Annotated in this window: 20 protein-coding genes and 1 riboswitch; of the genes, 5 read left to right on the top strand and 15 right to left on the bottom strand. The window is 41.0% G+C overall.

Annotated features, from left to right (window positions below; translation table 11 throughout):
* Positions 1–306: 306 nt before the first annotated feature.
* From CS931_RS10675 to queA, 5 genes are all read right to left on the bottom strand, one after another.
* Positions 307–2115 carry a methyl-accepting chemotaxis protein gene (locus CS931_RS10675; RefSeq protein WP_099205775.1) on the bottom strand — a complete coding sequence of 603 codons (1809 nt, stop codon included), beginning with the start codon at positions 2113–2115 and terminating at the stop codon, positions 307–309.
* A 400-nt stretch (positions 2116–2515) separates the two neighbouring features.
* Entirely contained in the window at positions 2516–2893 is a 378-nt protein-coding gene (locus CS931_RS10670; protein WP_099205774.1) for a TIGR04086 family membrane protein, read from the bottom strand.
* A 78-nt stretch (positions 2894–2971) separates the two neighbouring features.
* A complete protein-coding gene (yajC, locus tag CS931_RS10665; protein WP_099205773.1) occupies positions 2972–3322 on the bottom strand; it encodes a preprotein translocase subunit YajC in 351 nt (116 codons plus the stop codon).
* Positions 3323–3403: 81 nt separating this feature from the next.
* Complete coding sequence (gene tgt, locus CS931_RS10660; RefSeq protein WP_099205772.1) at positions 3404–4534, bottom strand: tRNA guanosine(34) transglycosylase Tgt; 1131 nt, start codon at positions 4532–4534, stop codon at positions 3404–3406.
* Between the two features lie 72 nt (positions 4535–4606).
* Positions 4607–5644, bottom strand: a complete 1038-nt coding sequence (gene queA / locus CS931_RS10655; RefSeq protein ID WP_099205771.1) for a tRNA preQ1(34) S-adenosylmethionine ribosyltransferase-isomerase QueA — start codon at positions 5642–5644, stop codon at positions 4607–4609.
* Positions 5645–5750: 106 nt separating this feature from the next.
* A riboswitch (Lysine riboswitch) is annotated at positions 5751–5918 on the top strand.
* Between the two features lie 371 nt (positions 5919–6289).
* On the opposite strand from queA, the gene asd reads away from it, so the two are divergent.
* From asd to CS931_RS10635, 4 genes are all read left to right on the top strand, one after another.
* Entirely contained in the window at positions 6290–7372 is a 1083-nt protein-coding gene (asd, locus tag CS931_RS10650; RefSeq protein ID WP_099205770.1) for an aspartate-semialdehyde dehydrogenase, read from the top strand.
* A 108-nt stretch (positions 7373–7480) separates the two neighbouring features.
* Entirely contained in the window at positions 7481–8368 is an 888-nt protein-coding gene (gene dapA, locus CS931_RS10645) for a 4-hydroxy-tetrahydrodipicolinate synthase (protein ID WP_099205769.1), read from the top strand.
* A gap of 37 nt (positions 8369–8405) precedes the next feature.
* Entirely contained in the window at positions 8406–9155 is a 750-nt protein-coding gene (gene dapB / locus CS931_RS10640) for a 4-hydroxy-tetrahydrodipicolinate reductase (protein ID WP_099205768.1), read from the top strand.
* A gap of 94 nt (positions 9156–9249) precedes the next feature.
* Positions 9250–9702 carry an ACT domain-containing protein gene (locus CS931_RS10635; RefSeq protein ID WP_242964977.1) on the top strand — a complete coding sequence of 151 codons (453 nt, stop codon included), beginning with the start codon at positions 9250–9252 and terminating at the stop codon, positions 9700–9702.
* Positions 9703–9781: 79 nt separating this feature from the next.
* Here CS931_RS10635 and CS931_RS10630 read toward each other — a convergent pair whose 3' ends face one another.
* Both CS931_RS10630 and CS931_RS10625 read right to left on the bottom strand, forming a co-directional pair.
* A complete protein-coding gene (locus tag CS931_RS10630; protein ID WP_099205767.1) occupies positions 9782–10426 on the bottom strand; it encodes an HAD family hydrolase in 645 nt (214 codons plus the stop codon).
* Between the two features lie 462 nt (positions 10427–10888).
* Positions 10889–13078: an alpha-galactosidase gene (locus CS931_RS10625; protein WP_099205766.1), complete on the bottom strand. Its 2190-nt coding sequence runs from the start codon at positions 13076–13078 to the stop codon at positions 10889–10891.
* A gap of 518 nt (positions 13079–13596) precedes the next feature.
* Between CS931_RS10625 and CS931_RS10620 the strand changes: the two genes are divergently transcribed.
* The gene (locus CS931_RS10620) at positions 13597–14010 is read left to right on the top strand and encodes a GNAT family N-acetyltransferase (protein ID WP_099205765.1); all 414 of its coding nucleotides are present in this window, start codon (positions 13597–13599) and stop codon (positions 14008–14010) included.
* Positions 14011–14190: 180 nt separating this feature from the next.
* Here the strand turns inward: CS931_RS10620 and leuS are convergent, their stop codons facing one another.
* From leuS to smc, 8 genes are all read right to left on the bottom strand, one after another.
* Entirely contained in the window at positions 14191–16599 is a 2409-nt protein-coding gene (leuS, locus tag CS931_RS10615; protein ID WP_099205764.1) for a leucine--tRNA ligase, read from the bottom strand.
* A 60-nt stretch (positions 16600–16659) separates the two neighbouring features.
* Positions 16660–17010: a ribosome silencing factor gene (rsfS, locus tag CS931_RS10610; protein WP_099205763.1), complete on the bottom strand. Its 351-nt coding sequence runs from the start codon at positions 17008–17010 to the stop codon at positions 16660–16662.
* 2 nt (positions 17011–17012) lie between these two features.
* The gene (yqeK, locus tag CS931_RS10605) at positions 17013–17600 is read right to left on the bottom strand and encodes a bis(5'-nucleosyl)-tetraphosphatase (symmetrical) YqeK (RefSeq protein WP_242964976.1); all 588 of its coding nucleotides are present in this window, start codon (positions 17598–17600) and stop codon (positions 17013–17015) included.
* Positions 17601–17673: 73 nt separating this feature from the next.
* Entirely contained in the window at positions 17674–18270 is a 597-nt protein-coding gene (gene nadD / locus CS931_RS10600) for a nicotinate (nicotinamide) nucleotide adenylyltransferase (RefSeq protein WP_099205762.1), read from the bottom strand.
* Complete coding sequence (locus CS931_RS10595) at positions 18267–18575, bottom strand: YhbY family RNA-binding protein (protein WP_099205761.1); 309 nt, start codon at positions 18573–18575, stop codon at positions 18267–18269. The genes nadD and CS931_RS10595 overlap by 4 nt, the downstream gene beginning before the upstream one ends.
* Before the next feature lie 2 nt (positions 18576–18577).
* A complete protein-coding gene (gene rdgB, locus CS931_RS10590; protein ID WP_099205760.1) occupies positions 18578–19165 on the bottom strand; it encodes an RdgB/HAM1 family non-canonical purine NTP pyrophosphatase in 588 nt (195 codons plus the stop codon).
* Positions 19165–20097 (bottom strand): signal recognition particle-docking protein FtsY, encoded by a 933-nt coding sequence (gene ftsY / locus CS931_RS10585; RefSeq protein WP_099205759.1) that lies wholly within the window; start codon positions 20095–20097, stop codon positions 19165–19167. Before ftsY ends, rdgB begins: the two co-directional genes overlap by 1 nt.
* Before the next feature lie 76 nt (positions 20098–20173).
* Positions 20174–23740 carry a chromosome segregation protein SMC gene (smc, locus tag CS931_RS10580; RefSeq protein ID WP_099205853.1) on the bottom strand — a complete coding sequence of 1189 codons (3567 nt, stop codon included), beginning with the start codon at positions 23738–23740 and terminating at the stop codon, positions 20174–20176.
* Between the last annotated feature and the right edge of the window lie 21 nt (positions 23741–23761).

Genomic DNA, 23761 nt, shown 5'->3' with positions numbered 1-23761 from the left:
CCCGTTTACCTCTATTTGTGATGAAACTGGTATTACACAAAAAGGCTCCTGCATACTATGCGGAGTCTTTTTGCTAATGGTTAATCTCTTCTTTTAGAATTATATACTATTTATTATTCTTATTGCAACAGAAAGTTATATTACTTCTGTTGTTTTTTCTGCCTAACCCCCCTTTATTCCTTGACTGGTACTTTTATAACTGAACTATTCTATCCGTCCTTAACCTTCATCAATCCTCAGTTTAGCTTTCAAATCGTTCCTTCAATCTGCCGTTTTTCTGCAGCAGCTCGTCAAACAAGTCTTCTTCTAATACTTATCAAATCCTTCATTTACAGTGAAAATCTCTGTCCCTTCATCTTGCTCAGTAGAGTCCTCGTCTTTCACGGGATAAACAATCTGATCTTGTGTCAATTTAAATTTTGCGACTGCTTTCTGTAAAACATGTGCCTGTGCTGCCAATTCTTCACTTGAAGCAGAGCTTTCTTCGGCCGTAGCCGCATTCGTTTGCACCACTGACGAAACTTGTACTAATGCATGATTAATTTGCTCAATTGCATCCGTTTGCTCTCTAGAAGATTCTTCAATTTCTCGAACTACCTGATCTGCGAGATGCACTTTTTCAGATACGTTCCCCAAAACCTTTAGGGTCTCAGATGCCAGTTGTTCTCCTTCATGCACAGAACTGGTAGATTTTTGAATCAGTTCTGCAGTCTGCTTCGCCGCTTCTGCCGATTTTGTAGCCAAATTACGCACTTCGTCCGCCACCACGGCAAAGCCTTTTCCCGCATTACCGGCGCGTGCCGCTTCTACTGCTGCATTCAAGGAAAGAATGTTAGTTTGAAAAGCGATATCTTCCACTAGTTTTGTAATCTTAGAAATCTGCTGTGAGGATTCTCCTATATCACCCATTGCTGTATTCAGGCGCTGCATATAATGATTGCTCTCTGCTACCCCTTTTCCTGCTTGCTCAACGTATTCCGTTGCTCTACGAACATTGTGTGCGTTTTGCTCTGCTTGCTGTGCTATATTAATAGCAGAAGCACTCAGTTCTTCTACCGTTGCCGCTTGTTCTGTTGTACCTGAGGCTATTGATTGCGCTCCACTTGCAACCTGCTCTGCCCCTGTATTCACCTGTTCTGCTGTAACATTAATTAGCTGGAGTGTTGCATTCAAGGAGGAAGATGTATCAAGCAAAGATTGCTTAATCGCAGCAAAATCGCCTATATAATCTGACTCTACCGAAATACGCATATCGCCTTGCGATAACTGGGTGAGTTTTGTGCTAATGTCCTCAATATAAGACATAATTTTTGTGTTAGTCATTCGAATATTATTTGCCATACCACCTAATTCATCCGAACTTTCATAGACAGGCTGAACATGCAGATTTCCGTTTGACATTTCTTTATAAACACCCTCGATTTCTTTAATCGGGGTAAGAATTGCTTTTGTTATGACAAGAATAGAGAGCACAGTAACCGATATGGCAATCACAAGAATTAAAATCAACATTACCCAAACTTGTGAAATGGTCCGTGAAGCCGCTGCACTTTGCTCTGCTTCACGAGCTTCACCAGTAACCATGAAATCATCCAAAATTTCATTGGCTGCATTGAAAGCAGGCAAATAACTGTTTGTATAAATCTCATAGGCAGTTTTACGGCTGTCTACTGCTGTATCTCGAATTTGTTCTACAATTGCTTCACGAGCTTTTCCTACTTCACTCATCAATTCTTTCACTTCAGCAATTTTATCATCATTCACATTGCTTCGCTGATTATTGGCAAATGAATCAAAGCTGGCAAGATAACGATTAGCGCTTTCTTCAGCAGCTGCCAAAGATGGTTCTACATCTGCCTTTTGGGATTTTTCTTGCAAAGCTATTAACAAATATCGCTGTGTAGAAACCATATCTCGCTGTGTGGATAAATTAGAATTGGCCAAAGGATAGGTATATTTCGAGTACAAATTCACTTGTTCACCCATTCGGGAAATTCCCCACGCTGCTACAATAAAAGAAATCAGTACAATCATGAATATTCCACCGAACCCAAACAAGAGTTTTCCTCGAACCGATAACCTTTTAACTAATGGTAGTTTCTTTTTCTCCGTCATATAATGACCCCCATTTCACTTTCATACTCATTTCATTTTGAACGATTTTACATCGGCAAACATCACAAATGTATTAAGCAACGAACTTGATTCGAGACTCCCCTCCATTTCTCTGTGATTTTATCCTATTCATTTGCTATTATAAGCAAACCTATCTTTCAAAATCCTTTATAAATATGGATAAATTACTAAAATTATACAAATTTTTACTTAATTATATAACTTTAATGTGTATGATGTCAATGATTTTAAAAATAATTTGTCTAAAAAGAAATTATTTTAGTTTATAATACTTATAATTGCTGAACACTAAATTTCTATAATAAATTTAAATTGGCGCAAATAAAAATCTCTCGATATAAATCGAGAGATTTTCTGTTCTTCATCACTATGTAGTTATTTAAAATTTCACTTTGCTTTTTCTGTTAACCCCTAAAATTCCTCCGAGTGAACCACTAAGCAATATGGCGGCAATCTTCCACACACTGGCAAAGCTCATACTATTATGATAGACCAACAAAGAAACAAGTATCATAATTAGTGAAAAAACAGCGGCAGCTGACAAGCCATAAAAGGCACCCTGTTCTTTTACACGAGTGGACACAAAAAAAGCACCAAGAAATGCCGATGCACAAGCAATGATAGTGGTCAAGAGATTGACGAAATCTCCTGCCAAGGTGCCTGCTTTCGCCAAAATAACGGCCACAATAAACAAAAGGCACAAAGAGATAACTGACATGATTGCCACAGAAACCAAAATTGTTCTTAGCTTTTTCATATAAAAACAACCCCATATTTCAATCTATAATAAAGATATGAAACATAGAGTTCTTTTATGCCTTGCCTTAATAGAAAATTAGTCTTCGTCGTGAATGGTATCAACACTGCCGATTGCCCAGCGTTTGATATGCAGCTTTGATTTATCGCTTCCTGTTTCAATCACAATAGACTCTGTTTCTTCTTTCACAGCGATAATTCTGCCGCTAATGCCGCCGATTGTTGTAATCTCATCGCCAACCTGTGCATTCTTTTTCATTTCAGATTCTTTTTTTCTCTTTTTGTTCTGGGGACGAATCATCATAAAGTACATGACGACAAGAATTAAAAGCATGGGCAACAAAGACACCAGCATGGTCATCAGGTCGCCGCCCTGTGCCGCTGTGGTCGTAGCAGCAGCTGCTGTGTCAAGAAATATCAATTGATTCATTCAAATCGCACCTCCAAGTTAATGTTATATATTATAGCAAAAAAAGATAAGACAAGCAAGTGAATTTTTTGTGTCTTTCTCTCAAATTCTCTGTCCAAGTTTTTCGGCATATTCGTCACAAAAAGCCTCAAATGTTCCCTCATCTAAGTGATCTCGAATCTGCTGCATGAGGTGATTGTAAAAATGCAGATTGTGCATTACGGTCAGACGCATAGCCAGCATTTCTTTGGCTTTAAACAAATGATGAATATAGGCTCTTGAAAACTTTTGGCATGTTGGGCAAGTACAAGTTTCATCCAGAGGTGCTTCGTCCAATGCGTATTTCGCATTCATCAGGTTTCGGCAGCCCTCCATTGTGAAAGCATGTCCATGACGTGCATTTCGGCTTGGCATAACGCAGTCAAAAAGGTCAACCCCACGCCGCACCGCTTCTAAAATATTCTGTGGTGTGCCCACTCCCATTAAATAACGAATTTTACCCTCTGGCATATGCGGTTCAACCGCTTCAATAATGCGGTACATTTCTTCGTGACTCTCACCAACTGCCAAACCGCCAATAGCATAGCCGTCCAAATCCATTTTTGCAATGGTTTTCATGTGGTCAATGCGAAGGTCTTCATATGTTGCCCCTTGGTTAATACCAAACAGCAATTGTTGTGGGTTAATCGTATCTGCCTGTGCATTAAGGCGATTCATTTCTTTTTGACAGCGTTCAAGCCAACGTGTTGTGCGTTCCGTAGAATGCTTAGCATAGTCATATTCCGCCGGATTTTCCATACATTCATCAAACGCCATTGCAATGGTAGATGCTAAATTTGACTGAATTTGCATACTGCTTTCCGGTGACATAAAAATTTTATGGCCATCGATGTGAGAAGAAAATGTCACGCCTTCTTCTATAATATTGCGAAGCTTTGCCAACGAGAAAACCTGAAAACCTCCGCTATCAGTGAGAATGGGACCATGAAAGCCGGTAAACTTGTGCAGTCCACCGAGCTTTTTAACGGTTTCATCACCGGGGCGCAAATGCATATGATAGGTATTGCAAAGCTGAACTTGGCAATCTATATCATGCAAATCATAGGCAGAAACACCGCCTTTAATTGCCCCTGCTGTTGCGACATTCATAAAAGCCGGTGTTTGCACTTCTCCGTGTACGGTAGTAAACGTTCCTCGCCTTGCCTGCTTTTCTTTCTTAATTAATTTGTACATAGCCAAACCTTTCTTATCCTTTTCTTGTTCTTGTTTCTGTTCTGCCCTATTATATTGCTTTCAAAAGTTACTTTAGCTGATAAACATCGCATCTCCAAAACTAAAGAATCGGTATTTTTCTTTGACTGCTTCTTCATAAGCATGCAGAATGTTTTCTTTTCCGGCCAAAGCCGACACAAGCATAACCAATGTGCTTTCCGGCAAATGGAAGTTTGTGATCAAAGCGTCTATCCCTTTGAATGTATAACCAGGATAAATGAATATCTCTGTCCAACCGTTGCTCTCCGTAAAGTGACCGTTTTCATCGGCACAAGATTCCAGCGTTCGGCAGCTTGTTGTGCCAACGGCAATCACTCGCCCACCGTTTTTTCTGGTCTCATTGATGATATCAGCGGTTTCCTGCGGCATATAATAATGTTCGGAGTGCATTTTATGCTCATCGATAAATTCAGCGCTGACAGAGCGAAACGTTCCCAACCCCACGTGCAAAGTCACAAACCCAACTTTTACCCCTTTTGCACGCAGCTTGTCCAGTAAATCTTCGGTGAAATGCAAACCGGCCGTTGGCGCCGCAGCCGAACCAAGCTCTTTGGAGTATACTGTCTGATAGCGTTCTTGGTCCTTGAGTTTTTCGTGAATATAAGGCGGCAGCGGCATTTGCCCGATTTTGTCAAGTATGGCAAAAAACACGCCGTCATAAGAAAATTTCACCAAACGATTGCCGTCTTCTTTCACTTCGACGACTTTGCCCTGCATTAGTCCTTCACCAAAAGTAAATTCTGTGTCTACTTTTGCTTTTCTGCCTGGACCTGCCAAGCATTCCCAAATATCTTCTCCCAAGTTCTTGAGCAGTAAAAATTCTACCACCGCACCGGTCTCTTTTTTTGTTCCATAAATTCTTGCCGGCAAAACACGAGAGTCATTCAGAATTAGACAGTCATTTTCATGAATAGCTTCTACAATATCATAAAAATGCTCGTGACTAATTTCTCCTGTTTGTTTGTTCAGCATTAACAGCCTTGAAGTGTCTCTTTTCTCAAGCGGTGTTTGTGCAATCAGTTCTTCTGGCAGATCATAATAAAAATCACTTGTTTTAAAAGAATGTGTCATAAATCCTCCCAATATGAACGAAATTCATGCCCATGGAATAGTATAAATTGTGATAGGTAATCCTCAAAAAAAATTGACAATCCTAGCAAACTAGGGTATGATTAATGTTAGAAATAGAGGCGCGGTTTTCACGAGTAAATTATCGGAGGTTGCCCAAACCTGTGAAGATTTTTGAAAAGGCAAGCCGCCGAAGAGTATATTTGGCGCATATTCTCTGGGTGCAACAGCGAAAGCTTTGCAACTGTCATCATGTTGATGGAGTGCTATTCGTGTTTTTTGAAAATAAGTCTATAACACGACATTTCTATTATATGTGATTGACACCCGGTTTTCAAGCCGGTTTTTTTCTACCTACTATTGGGAGGCATGATTTTTTTAACTAGCCTTCTAAAACATATTGTTTGGCCGCATTAAGCTTTCGTTTTGCGCAAGCAATATGAATTTCATCCCTCGCATACTATGCGGATAAATTGGTTTTTTGAAAGCAAATTGTTCTGGGTAATTTGGGTAAGAAGAACACAGGTAGTATAAAGAAATGTTTTATGATTAATTTGATTTGCATACCCTTTACTTACTGATCTCCTTTTTCTAAAACCCTTAACAAACTATGATTTCAATAACCCCCTTAAGAAAGGATTGATTAAAATGAATAAAAAGTATAATGTTGGTATTATCGGCTGCACAGGAATGGTTGGTCAGCGTTTTATGCTGCTCCTTGAGAATCACCCGTGGTTTCACGTCACAGCTTTAGCCGCCAGTGGACGTTCTGCCGGAAAACCCTACCATGAAGCAATCCAAGGACGTTGGTTTATGCCTGAGGCAGTTCCTGCGGCCATGAATGATATGAAAATTTATGATGCTGAAAAAGATATTGATGAAATCGTCTCAAAAGTTGACTTTGTTTTCTGCGCCGTTAATATGGGCAAAGATGAAATCAAAAAGCTTGAGACTGCCTATGCAAAAGCTGAATGTCCAGTTGTATCCAACAACAGCGCTTTCCGTGGTACAGATGATGTTCCTATGATTATTCCTGAAATTAACGCTGATCATACTGATGTTATTGAAGCACAGAGAAAACGCCTTGGCACAAAAAGAGGATTTATCTCTGTCAAATGTAACTGTTCTTTACAGAGCTATGTTCCTGCTCTTCATCCCCTCATGGATTTAGGTGTTACAAAAGCTTTGGCTTGTACCTATCAGGCTATTTCAGGTGCCGGCAAGACATTTGAAACTTACCCTGAAATCGTCGACAACGTGATTCCGTTTATCGGCGGCGAAGAAGAAAAATCAGAGCAAGAGCCACTCAAAATTTGGGGTAAAGTCGTAGACGGCAAAATCGTCAATGCTACTTCTCCAAACATCACCGCTCAATGTTTCCGTGTTCCTGTTGCTGACGGACATATGGCTGCTGTCTTTATGTCTTTAGAGAACAAAATCTCTAAAGAAGAGATTATTGAACGCTGGAAGAACTTTAAAGGCCCCGCACAAGAATTAGAGCTTCCCAGTGCACCTAAGAACTTCTTGCATTATTTTGAAGAAGAGAACCGCCCGCAGACTAGACTTGACCGTAACCTTGAAAATGGTATGGCAGTTTCTATCGGCAGACTGCGTGCTGATTCACAATATGACTATAAATTTGTCTGCATGGCCCACAACACACTTCGTGGCGCAGCCGGCGGTGCGGTCTTAATGGCAGAACTTCTCTGCAAAAAAGGTTTTTTTGACTAAACCAATCTGAAAACCACTCGAATCCACTAATTTTGTTTAAAATCCTATTTTCTTTTGTAACGAGGAAATAGGATTACCATTTTATTCTTTAACAAAGGAGTCTACACAATGAAAGAGATTCTATTTACAGGCTCAGGTGTTGCTCTTGTAACACCCTTTGACGAAAACAGGAATATAAATTATGAGGAACTTGAAAAGCTGATTGAATTTCAGATTGAAAATAAAACAGATGCTATCATTGCTTGCGGCACTACAGGCGAATCCTCTACCATGACCGAAAAAGAACATTTAGATGTCATCGGCTTCATCATCGACAAGGTTGCCGGACGTATCCCTGTGATTGCCGGAACAGGCAGCAACGATACCCGCACAGCAGTTGAGCTTTCTGTGCATGCCAAAGAACTTGGTGCAGATGGTATTTTGCTCATTACTCCTTATTACAATAAAACCTCACAAAAAGGCTTGGTTGAGCATTATAATTACATTGCAAACGAAGCAAAAATTCCGGCAATTGTTTATAATGTGCCTAGTCGTACCGGTCTTAATATTTTGCCTGAAACTTATCTGGAAATTTCTAAAAACCCCTACATTGTAGCTACAAAAGAAGCAAACGGCAACGCTGGAGCTCTTGCTCACACCATTTCACTTTGCGGCAACAATCTGCATGTATACAGCGGTGAAGATAATATGACTCTACCCATTATCGCTATGGGTGGTTTGGGAATCATCTCTGTTTTTGCCAATGCGCTGCCTAAAGAAATGCACAATTTGGCACAAGCCGCTTTAGATGGCGACCTTGCTGCTGCCAGAGCACTCTCCAATGAATATCTTGATTTAATGGACGGTTTCTTCATGGATGTCAATCCCATTGCGATTAAAGATGCCATGAACCAAATGGGTCTTGTCTGCGGCCCCTGCCGAATGCCGTTGACTTCTATGACCGATGCCAATCACGCAAAGATGCAGGCTTTACTGCAAAAACACGGCTTAATCTAATGCCTGATGTACGGGGAATGTAAAATCGGAGGACACTATGATTAATATAATTTTATATGGCTGCGGTGGCAAAATGGGCAGAACCATTCAAGCTTTAGTCAACGAACGGCAAGACTGTCAAATTGTCGCTGGAGTGGACGTCAATGTATGCGAAAACACGGACTTCCCTGTTTATCACGAAATCGCTTCTATTGCCGAATCAGCTGACGCTATCATTGACTTTTCTCATCCGTCATCACTGCCGTTTATTCTTGACTACTGCAAAACACGGAACATCGCTGCCGTATTATGCACCACCGGTTATAGTGATGAACAAGTTGCTGAAATTCAAAAAGCAGCTGCTACCCTACCTTTATTTTATTCCCGAAATATGTCGTTGGGTATCAACCTGCTCATTGAACTTGCCAAAAAAGCAGAGCTTATTTTAGGTGATGATTTTGATGTGGAAATCATTGAAAAGCACCATAACCAAAAAATTGATGCTCCGAGCGGCACTGCTTTGATGATTGCTGACGCCATTAATGATACTCGAAATAACGAGATGAAATATACCTATGACCGTCATTCTCGCCGCATGAAACGTGACAAAAGTGAAATTGGCTTGCACGCTATCCGCGGCGGCACCATTGTGGGTGAGCATGAAGTTATCTTTGCCGGACGTCACGAAACACTTTCTCTTAGCCATTCAGCACAGTCGAAAGAGCTATTTGCTTCTGGTGCCGTCAATGCCGCCATCTTTATGAATCATAAACCGGCTGGTCTTTATGACATGTCTGATTTAGTGTAAGCTTCTTTGCTTTGTCTTTTGTATTTCATAGCTTCTCTAGTAGTCAAAATTAGCCACCACTTCTTTGGATACAGTTAAGAAAGGAATGATTATCATGTCTGCTACCATCACAGCAACCGCTAATATCACATTGGTCACCCTGCAAGGTTTTCCGGCAAACATTAAATCTGTTTCTGATATATTGGCAAAAATTGCGTCCTATCACATCAATATTGATATGATTTCGATGGCTCCTACTCATGGTGCCTCGACCGGTCTTTCTTTCTCCATTTCTGACGAAGACTTGGTTGAAATGTTGGCCTTTACTTCAGAACTCAAAAAGCAATTGGGTATTAATGTGATTGTAAGCAGTGTGAATCATAAAATCTCCATTCATGATGAAATTATGCGACATACTCCGGGCATTGCTGCCCGTGTGTTCGCAGCCATTGCCGATACTGACGCTGATATCCGTTTGATTACCACCTCTGAGGTAGAAATCTCTTTACTGGTGAGCGAAGCTGACTATGACACGGTTCTCTCCTCTCTTGAAAAAAACTTGATTTAATTAGCTAAAAAATAAATAATATAAAAAAGCAGCTGTCTGGATTAATACTAGACAGCTGCTTCTTTTCGTTCTATGGCAATCAAGAAAATATTACCTCATTTAAGTCTGAAACATATTGATTGGAATTTCGCCTAATCGTTTCTTCTTCTGTCAAAAAGCTTTCATCTTTTACAGCCACTGTATAAAACCCAGCTAATTTTGCCGTTTGCAGTGCATGAGGAGAATCCTCAAAAATAATGCAATCTTCAATTTTTGCATTCAGTCTTTCGGCAGCCTGTAAAAATATGTCTGGCTCTCGTTTGCTGTTGCCCACTTCGACCGATGTAATGATAAAGGAGAAATATTTGCCCAATCCTGTTCTTCTCAAGGCATATTCTACTAAATATTGATCGGTAGCCGTAGCAATGCACATCTCTTTATCTTTGTGTTTTTCCAGGAATGCAATCACTCCTGGCTTAGGTTCGATTTCAAAACGGTATTTTTCTTCTATTAAGTCGTTGATTTTACTGCAAACCAACTCCGGACGCATCGCAATGTGAAAAGTGTCAATAAAATATTCGGCTGCCTCCCACAAACTTTTTGCTTTAAAGACTTCTGGAAGGTTATCTGGAATTTCAGATTTAGGAACTCCTACATATTCCAAAAATTCATAATCAACTGTATCCCACACATACATAGAATCCATCAATGTACCGTCAAAATCAAAAATAAATTTATTCTTCAATTTTGCAACCTCCTCTGATAATTCTGTATCGTTTATTGTGTACTCTGCCGTAGCAACTAGGCAAAAATCTGGAAGTTAATCTTTCGTTTAACCGTATCATTCTCTTATAATTCTTATTTAACCAAAGACTTATTCATACATTCAAATGATACTGAAAACCTCTATAAAAACAAAAGTGAGGAATGCGAGAATGCATACCCCACTTTGAATATGAAAAGTTTTTTATCCATCTACTTTTAGCTCTAAGTAAATGATTTTGCGCAATAAACTTATTCTTTCACAGCTAAATAGCAACTCCCATAATTGATTATACCATCAGCTGTAAATTTTGTCAATTTATGTCATATTATAGGACACAAGTTTCATATTTTATCTTTAATTCCTTTATAAAATATTTATATTTTTTTTAAAGACAAAGTTAATCTAACTCTTCATCTTCTTGGCAAAGTCTTTTCTACAATCTTATACGCTCTCAAGATAAATCAGTTTGCCTTTGAAGTCACCCTGCATTTTTTCTAATAAAATGCCGGCATTCATGAGGGTACTGCCTTTATAAGTCTTGTCGTTTACTGACAATCTATAAGATTTTTGCTCGTCAAGACCTTTTAGGCGGAGGATTCTTCCTCTTGTATTCGGCTGCGCCATAACCTGAATATAGGTCACCAAAGCTTTGGTCTTATCCTTAGAAACAACCTGCCAACAATCATGATTGTGGTTTTCGCCGTATGAAGCTAAGCGATAATAGTCACCCTCGCGCACCAAATCATTATATCGGTGATACATCTCAACCTGTTCTGGAATCATAGCTCTATCTTCTGCCGGTATTCTTGTGACATCAAGCTCATAGCCAAATGTTCCAGCCAAAGCTACATAGCCTCTGGTTTCAAATGGGGTTACTCTGCCAACCGTATGATTCGGGCAATCGCTGACATGTGCTCCCATTGCAGACAGCGGATAAACCATAGCTGTACCCTCTTGAATTGACAATCTCTCAATGGCATCCGTATCATCCGAAGTCCAAATTTGTGGGCTGTAATAAAGCATTCCGGGGTCAAAACGGGCACCACCACCAGAGCAGTTTTCCAACAAAATATGCGGAAATTCTTTGGTCATTCTTTCTTGCAGCTCATAAACGCCTAAAACGTAGCGATGGAACAATTCGCCCTGTCTATCAGCTGGCAACTCCACTCCGCCAATATCGCTAAGCGGTCTGTTCATATCCCATTTGACATACTCAATATTGGCACTGCGCAAAACAGTGGCAACACTCTCATAAATATAGTCAATTACTTCTTTTCTAGAAAAGTCTAATACATATTGATTACGCGCTAAGCCTGCTGTTCTGTTCGGAATAGCAATTGCCCAGTCTGGATGAGCACGGTAAAGATTAGAATCTGGTGAAATCATCTCAGGTTCAAACCAAATTCCAAATTTCATATTCAGTTTATTGACTTCATCCACCAAATATTTTAGACCACCGGCAATTTTCTCTTCATTAACCGTCCAATCTCCCAACGCTCTATTATCATCGCTTCTGTGACCAAACCAGCCATCATCCATGACTAACATTTCGATACCCAAAGAAGATGCTTCTCTAGCAATACTCAGCAATTTTTCTGTGTCAAAGTTGAAGTACGTAGCTTCCCAGTTATTGATTAAAATAGGCCGCTTTTTATCTTTATATTCGCCTCGAATCAAGTGATTTCGATATAAGTCATGGAAATTCCGGCTCATGCCGCCAATTCCTTCACTTGAATAAACCAAAACAGCTTCAGGAGCTTGAAAAGAACATTCTTTCTCCAGTTTCCATTTGAAATCAACTGGATTGATACCAATTACAGCACGCACAGTGCCATGTTGATTCACTTCTGCCAACGTATGATGATTGCCTGAGTACACCAGATTAAAGCCATACACTTCTCCTTCTTCTTGAGAAGCATTTGCTGTTGTCAATGCCATAAATGGATTTTCCTGATGGCCTGATTCTCCTCTTAAAGAAGCCACACCCTGTTTACCATAGCCAATCTTTCTTCTTTGAATATGGCGCTCTCTTGCCCAAGAGCCGTGTAGTGTAATCAAATCAAAGTCACGGTTATCCATATCTATACAAGAAGAAAGTACTTTTGTTAGATAAATTGCTTCTGAACCATGATTATTGACACGTACACTTCTTGTCACAGCATCAACATCATTAAAAATGCTATAAACTAGCACAACCTCTAGGCCCAGCACTTTATCTTCACAATAGAGTTCTAATGTTTCGCAGTTAGATTCGTCGCCAAAAGTAGAGGGCAGACCTTGCAGAACGGACTTGCCTGCATAAATTTTGTGGCTGACATATCCCAACTGCAGTCCTTTATGCCCTGACAAAGTTTCGACGGCTATAGAATCTTCGCGAAAATCGCCTACTCCATGTGTGGAATATTCCATTGGAAAACTATCATAAAAACTTAGTCGGTCACGATTGTTTTGGCTTGGTACAAAAGGTGCTTCACTAATACGCAGTAAATACTGCAAATCACTGTCTTCCACTCTTTTGCCATAATAAACATGTCCGACAAAATTCTCTGTGTCTACAATACCAATGACATAACTGGTATTTTTCGTGTCTAGCTTAAACACTTTTTCAGCCTCATAAAATTTAATGCCCATTCTTTTGCTCCTTTTGGTTTACTAAATCTCGTCTCAAAGGATTGCCACAGTTTGCCTAGAAAGACAAAGCTACCGATTTAATTCTCACTTTTTCCATCCAATAACTTGGCCCTCGCAATATGCATTAATCTTATCATGAGTTGTTTTAGGTTGCAAGACATATCCTCTATTTTTCTAATTTGATTTAATCGCTCGGTTCGCTTTCTACAAGCAAAATAACAACTCAACATTTTCGAAAAATATAGTTCATCCATTTTCTTCATCTTGACAAGCAGTTAGGGGTGTGATACTATTTTATAGTTAATAGATATCGATTAAAAAGCCTTAAATTGGTTATAAATCGACTGATTTTGAGGTTCAATGAGTAATCTCATTTTGAAAAAATTTCTACTATCTGTTCTTTTGATTGTGAAGATTTGAATTATAAAACTTTGGTTTGATTCTCGTACACCTTTCTCTTTCAAAGAATGATAAAGTTAGAATTAAATTGTTGTCGTTCTGGCACAAAGAGGTGTTTTATGCATACAATCACTGGCAAACCCACAGATGATTCTATTATGATTCGCAAAGAAGTTTTTGTTTCTGAGCAAGGTTTTGTTGAAGAGTTTGACGAGACCGATAATGCAGCCAAACATATTGTTCTCTATATCAATAATTTGCCGGCTGCAACTTGTCGCTATTTCAAGAAAGCAAACAGCAATCAATATACAATTGGCAGAGTTGCTGTCCTAAATACTTTTCGTGGACAAGGACTTGGCAAAAAAGTAATGGAGCTTGCTGAAAAAGCAATTGCAGAAGATAACGGAGAGTCCATTATCTTAGCTTCTCAAACGCAGGCACAGGGCTTTTATGAAAAATGCGGTTACACATCAGTAGGTGAAGTTTTCTTAGAAGAAGATTGCCCTCATATTCATATGCAAAAAGCTTTATGATCTAGATTTCCGTTTACTTATTAGCAGATTAGAAGAGTGTGCTTAGATAAAGCTCACTCTTTTTTATTTCTTATCTACTACTTTTTCTCTATATTTGCATCTTATAGAAAACTAAAAAGCCAACCTTTACATTATAAAAGGTTGGCTTTTTAAATAAGCAAATTTTTTATCTATTAGCGATTATCTTACAACTATATTGACCAGTTTACCTGGAACATAAATTTCTTTGACAACTGTCTTACCTTCTAGTGTCGGTGCAATTTTAGCGTCAGCTTTGGTTAATGCCAGTGCATCTTCTTTGGTGATATCAGCAGCCACCGTCAACTTTGCACGTACTTTACCGTTAATCTGCGCCACAATCTCAATTGTTGATTCGACACATTTGCTTGCATCATAAACAGGCCAAGATTGTTCAGCGACTAGTCCACTGCCCAGTTGATTTTTCGCCCAAACTTCTTCTGAAACATGAGGCGCGTAAATATTCAACATAATACTAAACGCGGCAAGCTCTGTCTTTGTAATCGTTCCAACTGCATAAATATCATTTAAAAGACTCATCAAAGCAGCAATACCGGTGTTGAATTTGAGGTTTTCAACGTCTTCATCAACCTTTTTGAAAGCCTTGTGAAAAGCACTTTCAAGCTCAGGACGAATGGAGTCACCATCTGTCAGAATATTCTGTAAATTCCAGTAGCGATCAACAAATCGACGGCAACCTTTAATGCCATCACTGCTCCATGGGGCAGCCTTTTCAAAGTCACCGATAAACATTTCATAGAGTCGCATGGTATCAGCGCCATATTCTTCTACAATGTCATCGGGGTTGATAACGTTGCCTCTGGATTTACTCATCTTTTCGCCATTCTCGCCTAAAATCATGCCGTGGCTTGTGCGTTTGGCATAGGGTTCTTTGGTCGGCACCACTCCAATGTCATACAGGAATTTGTGCCAAAAACGGCTATATAACAAGTGAAGCGTGGTGTGCTCCATGCCTCCATTATACCAGTCAATGGGTGACCAATAATCAAGTGCTTCTTTAGAAGCCAAAGCCTCACTGTTGTGTGGGTCCATATAGCGCAAGAAGTACCAAGAAGAACCTGCCCACTGCGGCATAGTGTCAGTTTCTCTGGTCGCTTTTCCGCCGCATTTTGGGCAGCTGGTATCAATCCAATCCGTCATTTTGGCAAGTGGAGATTCACCGGTATCGGTCGGTTCATAGGATTCCACATTAGGCAATCTTAAGGGCAAATCATGCTCCTCAAGCGGCACCCAACCGCAGGTTTCGCAATAAACCATCGGAATCGGTTCGCCCCAATAACGCTGACGGGAGAATACCCAATCACGCAATTTATAATTCACCTTGCTGTGGCCGATTCCCTCTTTTTCAAGATGCTCGGTGATTTTCTTCTTTGCTTCTTCCACCGATAGGTCATTTAAAATACCAGAATTGACCATAATACCAGTACCGCAATCGGTAAAGGCTTCTTTTTCTACTTCGCCGCCAGCTACTACTTCAATAATCGGCAAGTCAAATTTCTTAGCAAATTCCCAGTCACGAGTATCGTGTCCCGGAACCGCCATAATGGCGCCTGTTCCATAAGAAACCAGCACATAGTCTGAAATAAAAATGGGGATTTCTTTGCCCGTTAATGGATTAATCGCTTTGACACCTTCAAGGCGCACACCTGTTTTATCTTTGGCAACTTCTGTTCGCTCAAAGTCAGATTTCTTAGCCGCTTCTTCTTGATAGGCATGAATAGCATCCATATTTTGCAACTTATCGGCCCATTTTTCAAGGTAAGGATGTTCCGGCGAAACGACCATATACGTTGCCCCATAGAGTGTATCAGGACGTGTCGTGTAAACTGTCAGCAAGTCACCCTCAGTGGTCTTGAAATCAACCTCAGCGCCTGTTGATCTGCCAATCCAGTTTTTCTGCTGTGTTTTAACACGCTCTGGGTAATCAAGATCATCCAAATCATTGATAAGACGCTCGGCATATTCCGTAATCTTCAGCATCCACTGTGATTTATTTTTATGCACAACCTCACTGCCGCAGCGCTCGCAAACACCATTCACCACTTCTTCATTTGCCAAAACACACTTGCATGAGGTACACCAGTTAACATTCATTTCTTTTTTGTAAGCAAGGCCATTTTTGAAAAGCTGAATGAAAATCCACTGTGTCCACTTATAATAGTCAGGATCTGTCGTGGCAATTTCACGGCTCCAATCAAAAGACATACCCAAAGATTGAATTTGTTTCTTGAAACGAGTAATATTTTGGTTAGTAAATTCTGCCGGATGCACGTGATTTTTTATGGCATAGTTCTCAGCGGGTAGGCCAAAAGAGTCCCAACCCATGGGGAAAAGGACATTATAACCCTGCATACGGCGTTTTCTGGAAACAACGTCCAAAGCCGTGTAAGGACGGGGATGTCCTACGTGCAAGCCCTGACCGGAGGGATAAGGGAACTCTACCAAGGCATAAAATTTTGGCTTTTCAGAATGGTTAGAAGCCTCAAAAACACCGGTTTCGCTCCATTTTTTCTGCCACTTTGATTCAGCAGATTTATGATCGTATTTCATGATATCAGACCTTTCTCACAATATAGGGAAAACCTGCTTGGTAAAGCAGGTCATTGTTTCTTACTTCAAAAAATCAAGTTCCATTTTTGTGCCATCTCTCCAAAGTCGGTCTAAATCGTAAAAATCCCGACCCTCAGGGGTAAAGATATGCACCACAACCTCTGCATAATCCAATAAAATCCATGAGTTAGAACGATAGCCTTCCACACCCATAGCCATAAGGCCTTCTTCTTTGAGCTTGACTTCCAGCTCGTCTGCCAAAGCTTTCACGTGTGTGTTGCTTGTGCCGGTTGCGATTAAAAAATAATCTGCCAAACTTGAAATAGAATCTATTTTCACAATGTTAATATCTTCTGCCTTTTTATCATATAGAATTTGTGCAGCCTGTTTTGCCATTTCCCAAGATGCCATATTTACACCCTCTCTTTTCTCTCATTCAAACATAATACAATGTCGTTATACGCTTCTGCCGTGTTTAAATCGAGCAAAACTCCTTTTTTTGTCAGCTCTGCAATGGTAAACGCAAAACCGTAAAGCATAGCATCTTCCAAGCTGATTTTTGCAAGCCTGCGCATTTCTTCAACGCCAGGATAGTCACGGTCAGCAGAGTTAAAATCAGCAACAAAAACGACTTTTTCTAGGAGACTCATATTCTTTTTGCCGCTTGTATGCCAGCGAATTGCCTCAATAATATCACCATCTTCAATACCGATGATATGCTTGACATACGCAGCGCCACTGATAGCATGATAGAGCTTATGCGTTTTTTTCTCTGTTTCTTGCATCATTATACCAAAACGCTCTATTATTTTCAACTGTTCTTCAATAGGCGTTTCTTTGCAGATATCATGAAGTATGCCGGCGATTTCTGCTTTGTTCACATCGGCACCATATTGCTTTGCCAGTTTGGCCGCTTCTTTCGAAACACACTGGCTATGATAAAATCTAGCATCACTCAATTTTGGGCGAATCAACTTTTCACACTCTTTAACAGAAATCATGCTTGCTTTCCCCCATTCCTACCATTGCTTTTCTGCCACTTGTCATTTTCTTTCTTGCGTAAAACTTAAAACACTAGCTATAAATATGATTTTCTTCTATATACTCTGCCACTGTCTGCGGAACCAGACTTTGAATATCCTTGCTCCGCTTTCTATTCTCTCGAATTTGTGTGGAAGAGATCGACAAATACGGAATCTCTTCAATGAGCACTCTCGCCGCATATTCTGTTTCCAATATCAACTTATGCTGCTTGATTTTTTGGATACTATGGCTTCTGGGTGCCACGACAATATTGGCAAGCTTCATAATTTCATCAGCTCGGCGCCAATTCTGCAACGTCAGAAACATATCTTCCCCCATCAGCAAAAAAATCTGGGCGTCCGGATATTTATCCTGCACAAATGCCAGTGTATCCGCCGTATAGCTGCGACCCTGCCGCTTGATTTCAATATCGCTGACTTCTGCCTGTGATAGTTCAGCCACTGCCAGTTCACACATAGCCAAACGGTCTTTTGCAGAAGCTAAATCTTTCACTTCTTTATGAGGCGGTGTTCCTGTGGGAATCAGCAAAAGCTTTTGCAAATCTAAACGTTTTATAAATTCTTGTATCACATGAACATGGCCAGCATGAATGGGATTGAACGTCCCTCCATATACTCCTAATCTCATTTTCGTGATTGTTTAGGCAAAATGATTTTAGGCTCTTTATGGTTTCTCTTATATAAGCAGAATTTAGAACCAATGACTTGTACAACTTCACTTTTGGTGGCATCTGCAATTTTTTCTGCCGCTTCTCTAGGTGAAATGGGGCTTGTTTCGGTCAACACTTTCCCTTTAATTAGTTCTCTTTTCACCAAAGCATCGCCTGCCTGTTGAATTAAGTCATCACTGATTCCGTTTTTTCCCACCATTAAAATTGTATCTGCATTAACCGCCAGTGAGCGCAGAAATGCTCTTTGTTTGCTTGTCAGCATAGTTACCTCTGTTCTTGATTTAAATAATCATTTAATTTTACGGCAAACTCTCGAAGAGATTTACCTCTATGGCTTCTTTTATCTTTCTCTGCCGGAGAAAGTCTACCAAAGGACAAGCCCTCTTGCATAAAAATGGGGTCATAGCCAAAACCGCCCTCACCGTCTGCTTCATGGGCAATTGTACCAAAGCATTTTCCCTCGGCCTCTATCACATCACCATTTGGGAATACACAGCAAATGGCACTCGTAAAATGCGCCTGTCTATTCTCGGCAGGGACATCTTCCATATTCGCAAGGAGCAGTTCAAGTCGGCCCACATCATCGAGCCCCTCGCCGCCGTATCGTGCCGAATACACGCCCGGTGCTCCGTCAAGCGCATCAACACATATGCCTGAATCATCTGCCACTGCAGGCATACTTGTTTCTTTGCACGCACTCTCTGCTTTTATTTTGGCATTCTCGGCAAAGGTTATACCGTCCTCAATTGGTTCGCTGATATCGGCCGTCACAATTTCAACCCCTAAAGGAGCCAAGATACGCTGAAATTCTTCTACTTTATGTTGATTATGTGTCGCAATCACTAATTTCATTACGGGTTCTCCTTGTTAGAACTGTCACGGGCAAACAACCCCTCTGCAAAATCTTCGGGTATAAACGGCTGTAAGTCATCGACTTGTTCACCAACACCCACAAATTTCACGGGCAAATCTAAGTCTTCACGAATTGGCAGAACTACACCGCCTTTTGCTGTGCCATCTAGCTTAGTAAGAATAATACCAGTGATATCGGCCGCTTCTTTAAATTGTTTTGCTTGATTCACAGCATTTTGTCCGGTTGCAGCATCCACTACCAACAGAACCTCTTTATCACAACCAGGCAATTCTCTGTCAATAATTCGTGCAATTTTAGCAAGCTCGTCCATCAAATGTTTTTTGTTGTGCAGTCTGCCTGCTGTGTCACAAATCACTACATCCGCATGACGAGCTTTTGCTGCGGTTATCGTATCAAACACAACCGAAGCCGGATCTGAACCCTCGGGGCGACTGATAATAGGAACATCGGCTCGCTCTGCCCAAACTTCAAGCTGTTCAATGGCTGCTGCACGAAAGGTGTCGGCAGCACCCAGCAAAACAGATTTCCCCTCTGCTTTCAAGCGCGCCGCTATTTTGCCTATGGATGTCGTTTTACCCACACCATTGACGCCAATCACCAAAATCACAGACGGCTTTGTGCCAAGTTTCAACTCACAGTCACCTGAAAGCATTTCCGCTACGACTGCTTTTAGCTCATCCATAATCAAAGCTGGGTCGGTAATACCCTTTTCTTTGATTTTTTTTCTCAACATTTCACAAATATGCTGTGAAGTCGTCACGCCAACATCACCCATAACCAGAAGTTCTTCTAGCTCTTCAAACAACTCTTCATCAATTTTTGTGAAAGAATTGAGCATGCTTTGAATTTGTCCGCTAACGCTTTCTCTTGTCTTTTTCAGACCTTCCTTTATCTTATCAAAAAAGCCCATTCACAACCATCCTTTCGCACAAAGCGGGTTTTCTCTATCTTCATCTATCAATCTATTCTCATAAAAATCATCTTTTTTAGCCCGCATATGTATCCAAATCAGCATCTGTCTTAAGTGACAACAGCTTCGATATTCCCTGATCCTGCATGGTGACACCATACAGCATATCAGAACCTTCCATCGTACCTCGACGGTGTGTAATGGTTATAAACTGCGTATTTGCACTCATGCGGCGCAGATATTGAGCAAACCTTGAAACGTTGACATCATCCAGTGCCGCTTCAATTTCATCGAGTACACAGAACGGCGGTGGGCTGACCTTCATAATCGCAAAATAGATAGAAATGGCAACCAGTGCTTTTTCTCCACCAGAAAGCGATTCAATGTGCGTGACAATTTTACCCGGCGGATGAACTTTAATTTCAATACCTGAATTAAGAATATCACTTTCATCTGTAAAGGAAAGTTGTGCACTGCCTCCACCGAAAAGCTCTTTGAAAATCTGTCCAAAATTACGGTTGATTTCTGCAAAGCGAACCGCAAACTGTTCTTGCATTTGTCGAATTAAATCGCCGATTAATTTCAACAACTCTGCTTTCGAAGTTTCAACATCGGTCACCTGCTCTTTGAGGAAAGTATAGCGCTCGGCTACTTCTTTATATTCAACCACAGCTGCCACATTGACAGCACCCAATGACTTGATATTGCTTTTTAGCTGCTGCAAGCGAATTTGTGCTTTAGAGATATCTTCAATCTTGGCGCCAAGCTCTTCCGCTTCACGCTTGGTTAGCTCATATTCTTCCCACAGTTTTCGTACAACAGAGTCATATTCATTCTGCAAATTGCTTTTTCTCTCTTGCAACCTTGCCAGCTCTTGTCCCACATTTTCACGCTGAGAAGAAGCTGATTTTTCTTCTTGGCGTAACTGTGAAAGCTGACGTTCTAATTCTGCTCGCTTGCTGAGTATCTCTGCAACAGAAACACGTTTTATTTGTGCTTGCTCTCGCAAGTCTTGTGTTTCTTGCTTTTTCTGCTCAATCAGCTCCTGAATTTCAGTAATCTTTTCTTCAGTCAGGCGAATTTCTTCTTGTAAGGCCACCACGGCGCTTCCACTCTGATTTTTGCGAAGTTTGAGTTGCTCTACTGTTTCTTCAAGTGCTTCTTTATCTTTAAGAGCCGACATTTCGCCTAACTTAATTTGCTGGATAGCCGCTGAAATATCTTCGGAACGTTGCTGAAATTCTTCACGGCTATGGCTCAATTTTTCTGATTCTTCTTGCAAAGTTTGCAGCTGTTTTTCAATTTTTGCTATTTCAGTTGCTGCCGTTTCTGCTATCAAATGCAACGTAGCCAAACGACCGCCCGCATTCTCTTTTTCGCTCAGCAAATTTTGGCAGTCTAGCTTAAGCTGTTCCAAATCCCTTGTTGCGCGGTTCTGTTCAGAAGCAATCTTAATATGTTCCTCCTGCAAAGAAACCAGCTCGGCCTTGGCACTCTCCCAATCTGCTTGGCAAGCAGCAAAATCCTGCTGCTTCTGCTGATAATCTTGCTGTGCTTGTAAGACCTGTTCACGCAGTTCTTTTGCTTTCTGTGTGATTCTTTCAATTTCCGCATTGCGGCTCAAAAGTCCGGAATTACGCACGTTAGCACCGCCTGTCAGCGAACCGCCGGCATTCACAACTTGTCCATCCAAACTCACTATGCGGTAACGATATTGAATTCGTTTGGCGATTTCGACCGCACTGTCTAAATCCTCTGCCACCAACACACGTCCTAAAAGGGAATCTCTAATGCCCTCAAACGGTTTATCACACTCGCAAAGCTCAGTTGCCACACCGACAAAACCGGGCATAGAGGAGACTTCAGCGGGATTCGCTCGGTTTCCTTTAATTACCGTTCGCGGCAAAAAAGTAGCTCGTCCAATTCCTTTTTGCTTTAAGAAACGAATGGCAGCCTTGGCGTCCCCTTCTGTCTCTACCACGATATTCTGCATAGCGGCGCCCAAGGCGGTTTCCAGTGCAACGGCATATTCTTTTTGCACGTGAATCAGTTTGGTAACTGGACCATGCACGCCTTTGAGTATGCCTCTCTCACTTTCTTTCATGACAGCCTTAACACTCTGCGCAAAACCCTCTAAGTTTTTCTCTAAGTCAGCAAGCAGCTTTGCCCGCCTTTCTTGTTCACTGGCGTCAAGCATTCGTTTGTCGCATTCAGCTTTGACAGTTTCCAGCTTTTGTCTACGTGAATTCACACGCAGTTCATGGCCTTTCAGCGCATTACGGGTTCGGTCTGCCGCCAATTCGTTTTCTGCCAGCATAGCCGTAAGCTCCTGCACCTCAACGGACAAGGTTGCTGTTTTTTCGGCATTCTGCGCTATATTTTCATCAACTGCACCCGCACGAAGTTCAACCTCTTGAACCGATGACAGAGCGGAGGATTGTTTAATTTTTTCTTCTGCTGCTTCTGCGTGCAAACGGGCAAGTTCTTGGGCTGTTTTTTCAATCTCTTTGGTAGAATTATCAGCATTTTCACGCAGTGCTGTCATCTTTTGATTGAAAGAATCGAGTTGCTGACGACTTGCTTCTACTTCTGCTAATTTCAGGCGAATTTGCTCTCTTTTCACCGCAATCTCATTCTGAATATCTTGTTCAGAGTTCTCAGTCAATTCAATTTGAGATTTTAGTCTCTCGATATTTTCTTCTGCGTGGTGCGTATCGTTTTCAAAAACAGAAATTTCACCTTCTGTTCGCAACGCTTTTTCATCAAGCTGCGAAGCCATGGTTCTTTCTTCTTCCATCTTGGCATGGCAGAAATTCATTTCATTGGTATGCTGCTCAATCGACTCTTCTAATTCCTCTAACCGGCTGACAATTTCAGCAAATTGATTCTCTGTTACAGCGATTTTTTCTGTATGTTCACGCAACACTTTAGTCGAACGGTCAATGGTTTCTACCCAAAGGCCAATTTCAAGTTCTTTTTTCTCAGCGTCCCACTGAATAAACTGCTCTGCCTTTTCTGCTTGTATACGCAAAGGTTCAACACGGTCTTCTAATTCTGTTAAAATGTCACGCAGACGCACCAGGTTTTCTTCTGCTTTTTTCAAGCGCCGCTCTGATTCTTCTTTGCGGTAGCGAAATCGCGAAATGCCTGAAGCTTCTTCAAAAATCTCACGTCTATCTTCACTTTTGGCACCCACAATGCTGTCAATCTTACCTTGACCGATAATTGAATAACCGTCACGACCCAAGCCGGTGTCCATAAAAAGCTCATTAATATCTTTTAGGCGCACCATGGTTTTGTTGACCAAATATTCACTTTCGCCGGAGCGATAATATCGTCTTGTAATTGCCACATTGTCGTTGTCAAACGGAAGTCGTCTGCTTTTATTCTCAATGTTCAGCGTCACTTCGGCATATCCCTGTGCTTTTCGTTTGGGGGTACCGCTAAAAATGACATCTTCCATTTTGGCGCAGCGCAAAACTCTGACGGATTGCTCCCCCAGAACCCAACGCACAGCGTCACTGATATTGCTTTTTCCGCTTCCGTTCGGACCGACAACCGAGGTGATTCCCTCTTCAAACGTCAGCTTTGTTTTATCGGGAAACGTCTTAAATCCTTGCAGTTCCAAAGATTTTAAAAGCATGGCTTCTCCCCTTATCTTATT

The organism is Scatolibacter rhodanostii (assembly GCF_900197595.1).
Taxonomy (GTDB): Bacteria; Bacillota; Clostridia; order Oscillospirales; family Acutalibacteraceae; genus Scatolibacter; species Scatolibacter rhodanostii.
The sequence above is the reverse complement of the archived record's forward strand: the minus strand, read 5'-3'. Positions and strand labels throughout refer to the sequence as shown.

What these genes read in the sequence shown, in the direction of transcription:
- CS931_RS10675 (WP_099205775.1), bottom strand. Translation starts at nt 2,115, where the DNA reads ATGACGGAGAAAAAGAAACTACCATTAGTTAAAAGGTTATCGGTTCGA.
- CS931_RS10670 (WP_099205774.1), bottom strand. Translation starts at nt 2,893, where the DNA reads ATGAAAAAGCTAAGAACAATTTTGGTTTCTGTGGCAATCATGTCAGTT.
- yajC (WP_099205773.1), bottom strand. Translation starts at nt 3,322, where the DNA reads ATGAATCAATTGATATTTCTTGACACAGCAGCTGCTGCTACGACCACA.
- tgt (WP_099205772.1), bottom strand. Translation starts at nt 4,534, where the DNA reads ATGTACAAATTAATTAAGAAAGAAAAGCAGGCAAGGCGAGGAACGTTT.
- queA (WP_099205771.1), bottom strand. Translation starts at nt 5,644, where the DNA reads ATGACACATTCTTTTAAAACAAGTGATTTTTATTATGATCTGCCAGAA.
- asd (WP_099205770.1), top strand. Translation starts at nt 6,290, where the DNA reads ATGAATAAAAAGTATAATGTTGGTATTATCGGCTGCACAGGAATGGTT.
- dapA (WP_099205769.1), top strand. Translation starts at nt 7,481, where the DNA reads ATGAAAGAGATTCTATTTACAGGCTCAGGTGTTGCTCTTGTAACACCC.
- dapB (WP_099205768.1), top strand. Translation starts at nt 8,406, where the DNA reads ATGATTAATATAATTTTATATGGCTGCGGTGGCAAAATGGGCAGAACC.
- CS931_RS10635 (WP_242964977.1), top strand. Translation starts at nt 9,250, where the DNA reads ATGTCTGCTACCATCACAGCAACCGCTAATATCACATTGGTCACCCTG.
- CS931_RS10625 (WP_099205766.1), bottom strand. Translation starts at nt 13,078, where the DNA reads ATGGGCATTAAATTTTATGAGGCTGAAAAAGTGTTTAAGCTAGACACG.
- CS931_RS10620 (WP_099205765.1), top strand. Translation starts at nt 13,597, where the DNA reads ATGCATACAATCACTGGCAAACCCACAGATGATTCTATTATGATTCGC.
- leuS (WP_099205764.1), bottom strand. Translation starts at nt 16,599, where the DNA reads ATGAAATACGATCATAAATCTGCTGAATCAAAGTGGCAGAAAAAATGG.
- rsfS (WP_099205763.1), bottom strand. Translation starts at nt 17,010, where the DNA reads ATGGCATCTTGGGAAATGGCAAAACAGGCTGCACAAATTCTATATGAT.
- yqeK (WP_242964976.1), bottom strand. Translation starts at nt 17,600, where the DNA reads ATGATTTCTGTTAAAGAGTGTGAAAAGTTGATTCGCCCAAAATTGAGT.
- nadD (WP_099205762.1), bottom strand. Translation starts at nt 18,270, where the DNA reads ATGAGATTAGGAGTATATGGAGGGACGTTCAATCCCATTCATGCTGGC.
- CS931_RS10595 (WP_099205761.1), bottom strand. Translation starts at nt 18,575, where the DNA reads ATGCTGACAAGCAAACAAAGAGCATTTCTGCGCTCACTGGCGGTTAAT.
- rdgB (WP_099205760.1), bottom strand. Translation starts at nt 19,165, where the DNA reads ATGAAATTAGTGATTGCGACACATAATCAACATAAAGTAGAAGAATTT.
- ftsY (WP_099205759.1), bottom strand. Translation starts at nt 20,097, where the DNA reads ATGGGCTTTTTTGATAAGATAAAGGAAGGTCTGAAAAAGACAAGAGAA.
- smc (WP_099205853.1), bottom strand. Translation starts at nt 23,740, where the DNA reads ATGCTTTTAAAATCTTTGGAACTGCAAGGATTTAAGACGTTTCCCGAT.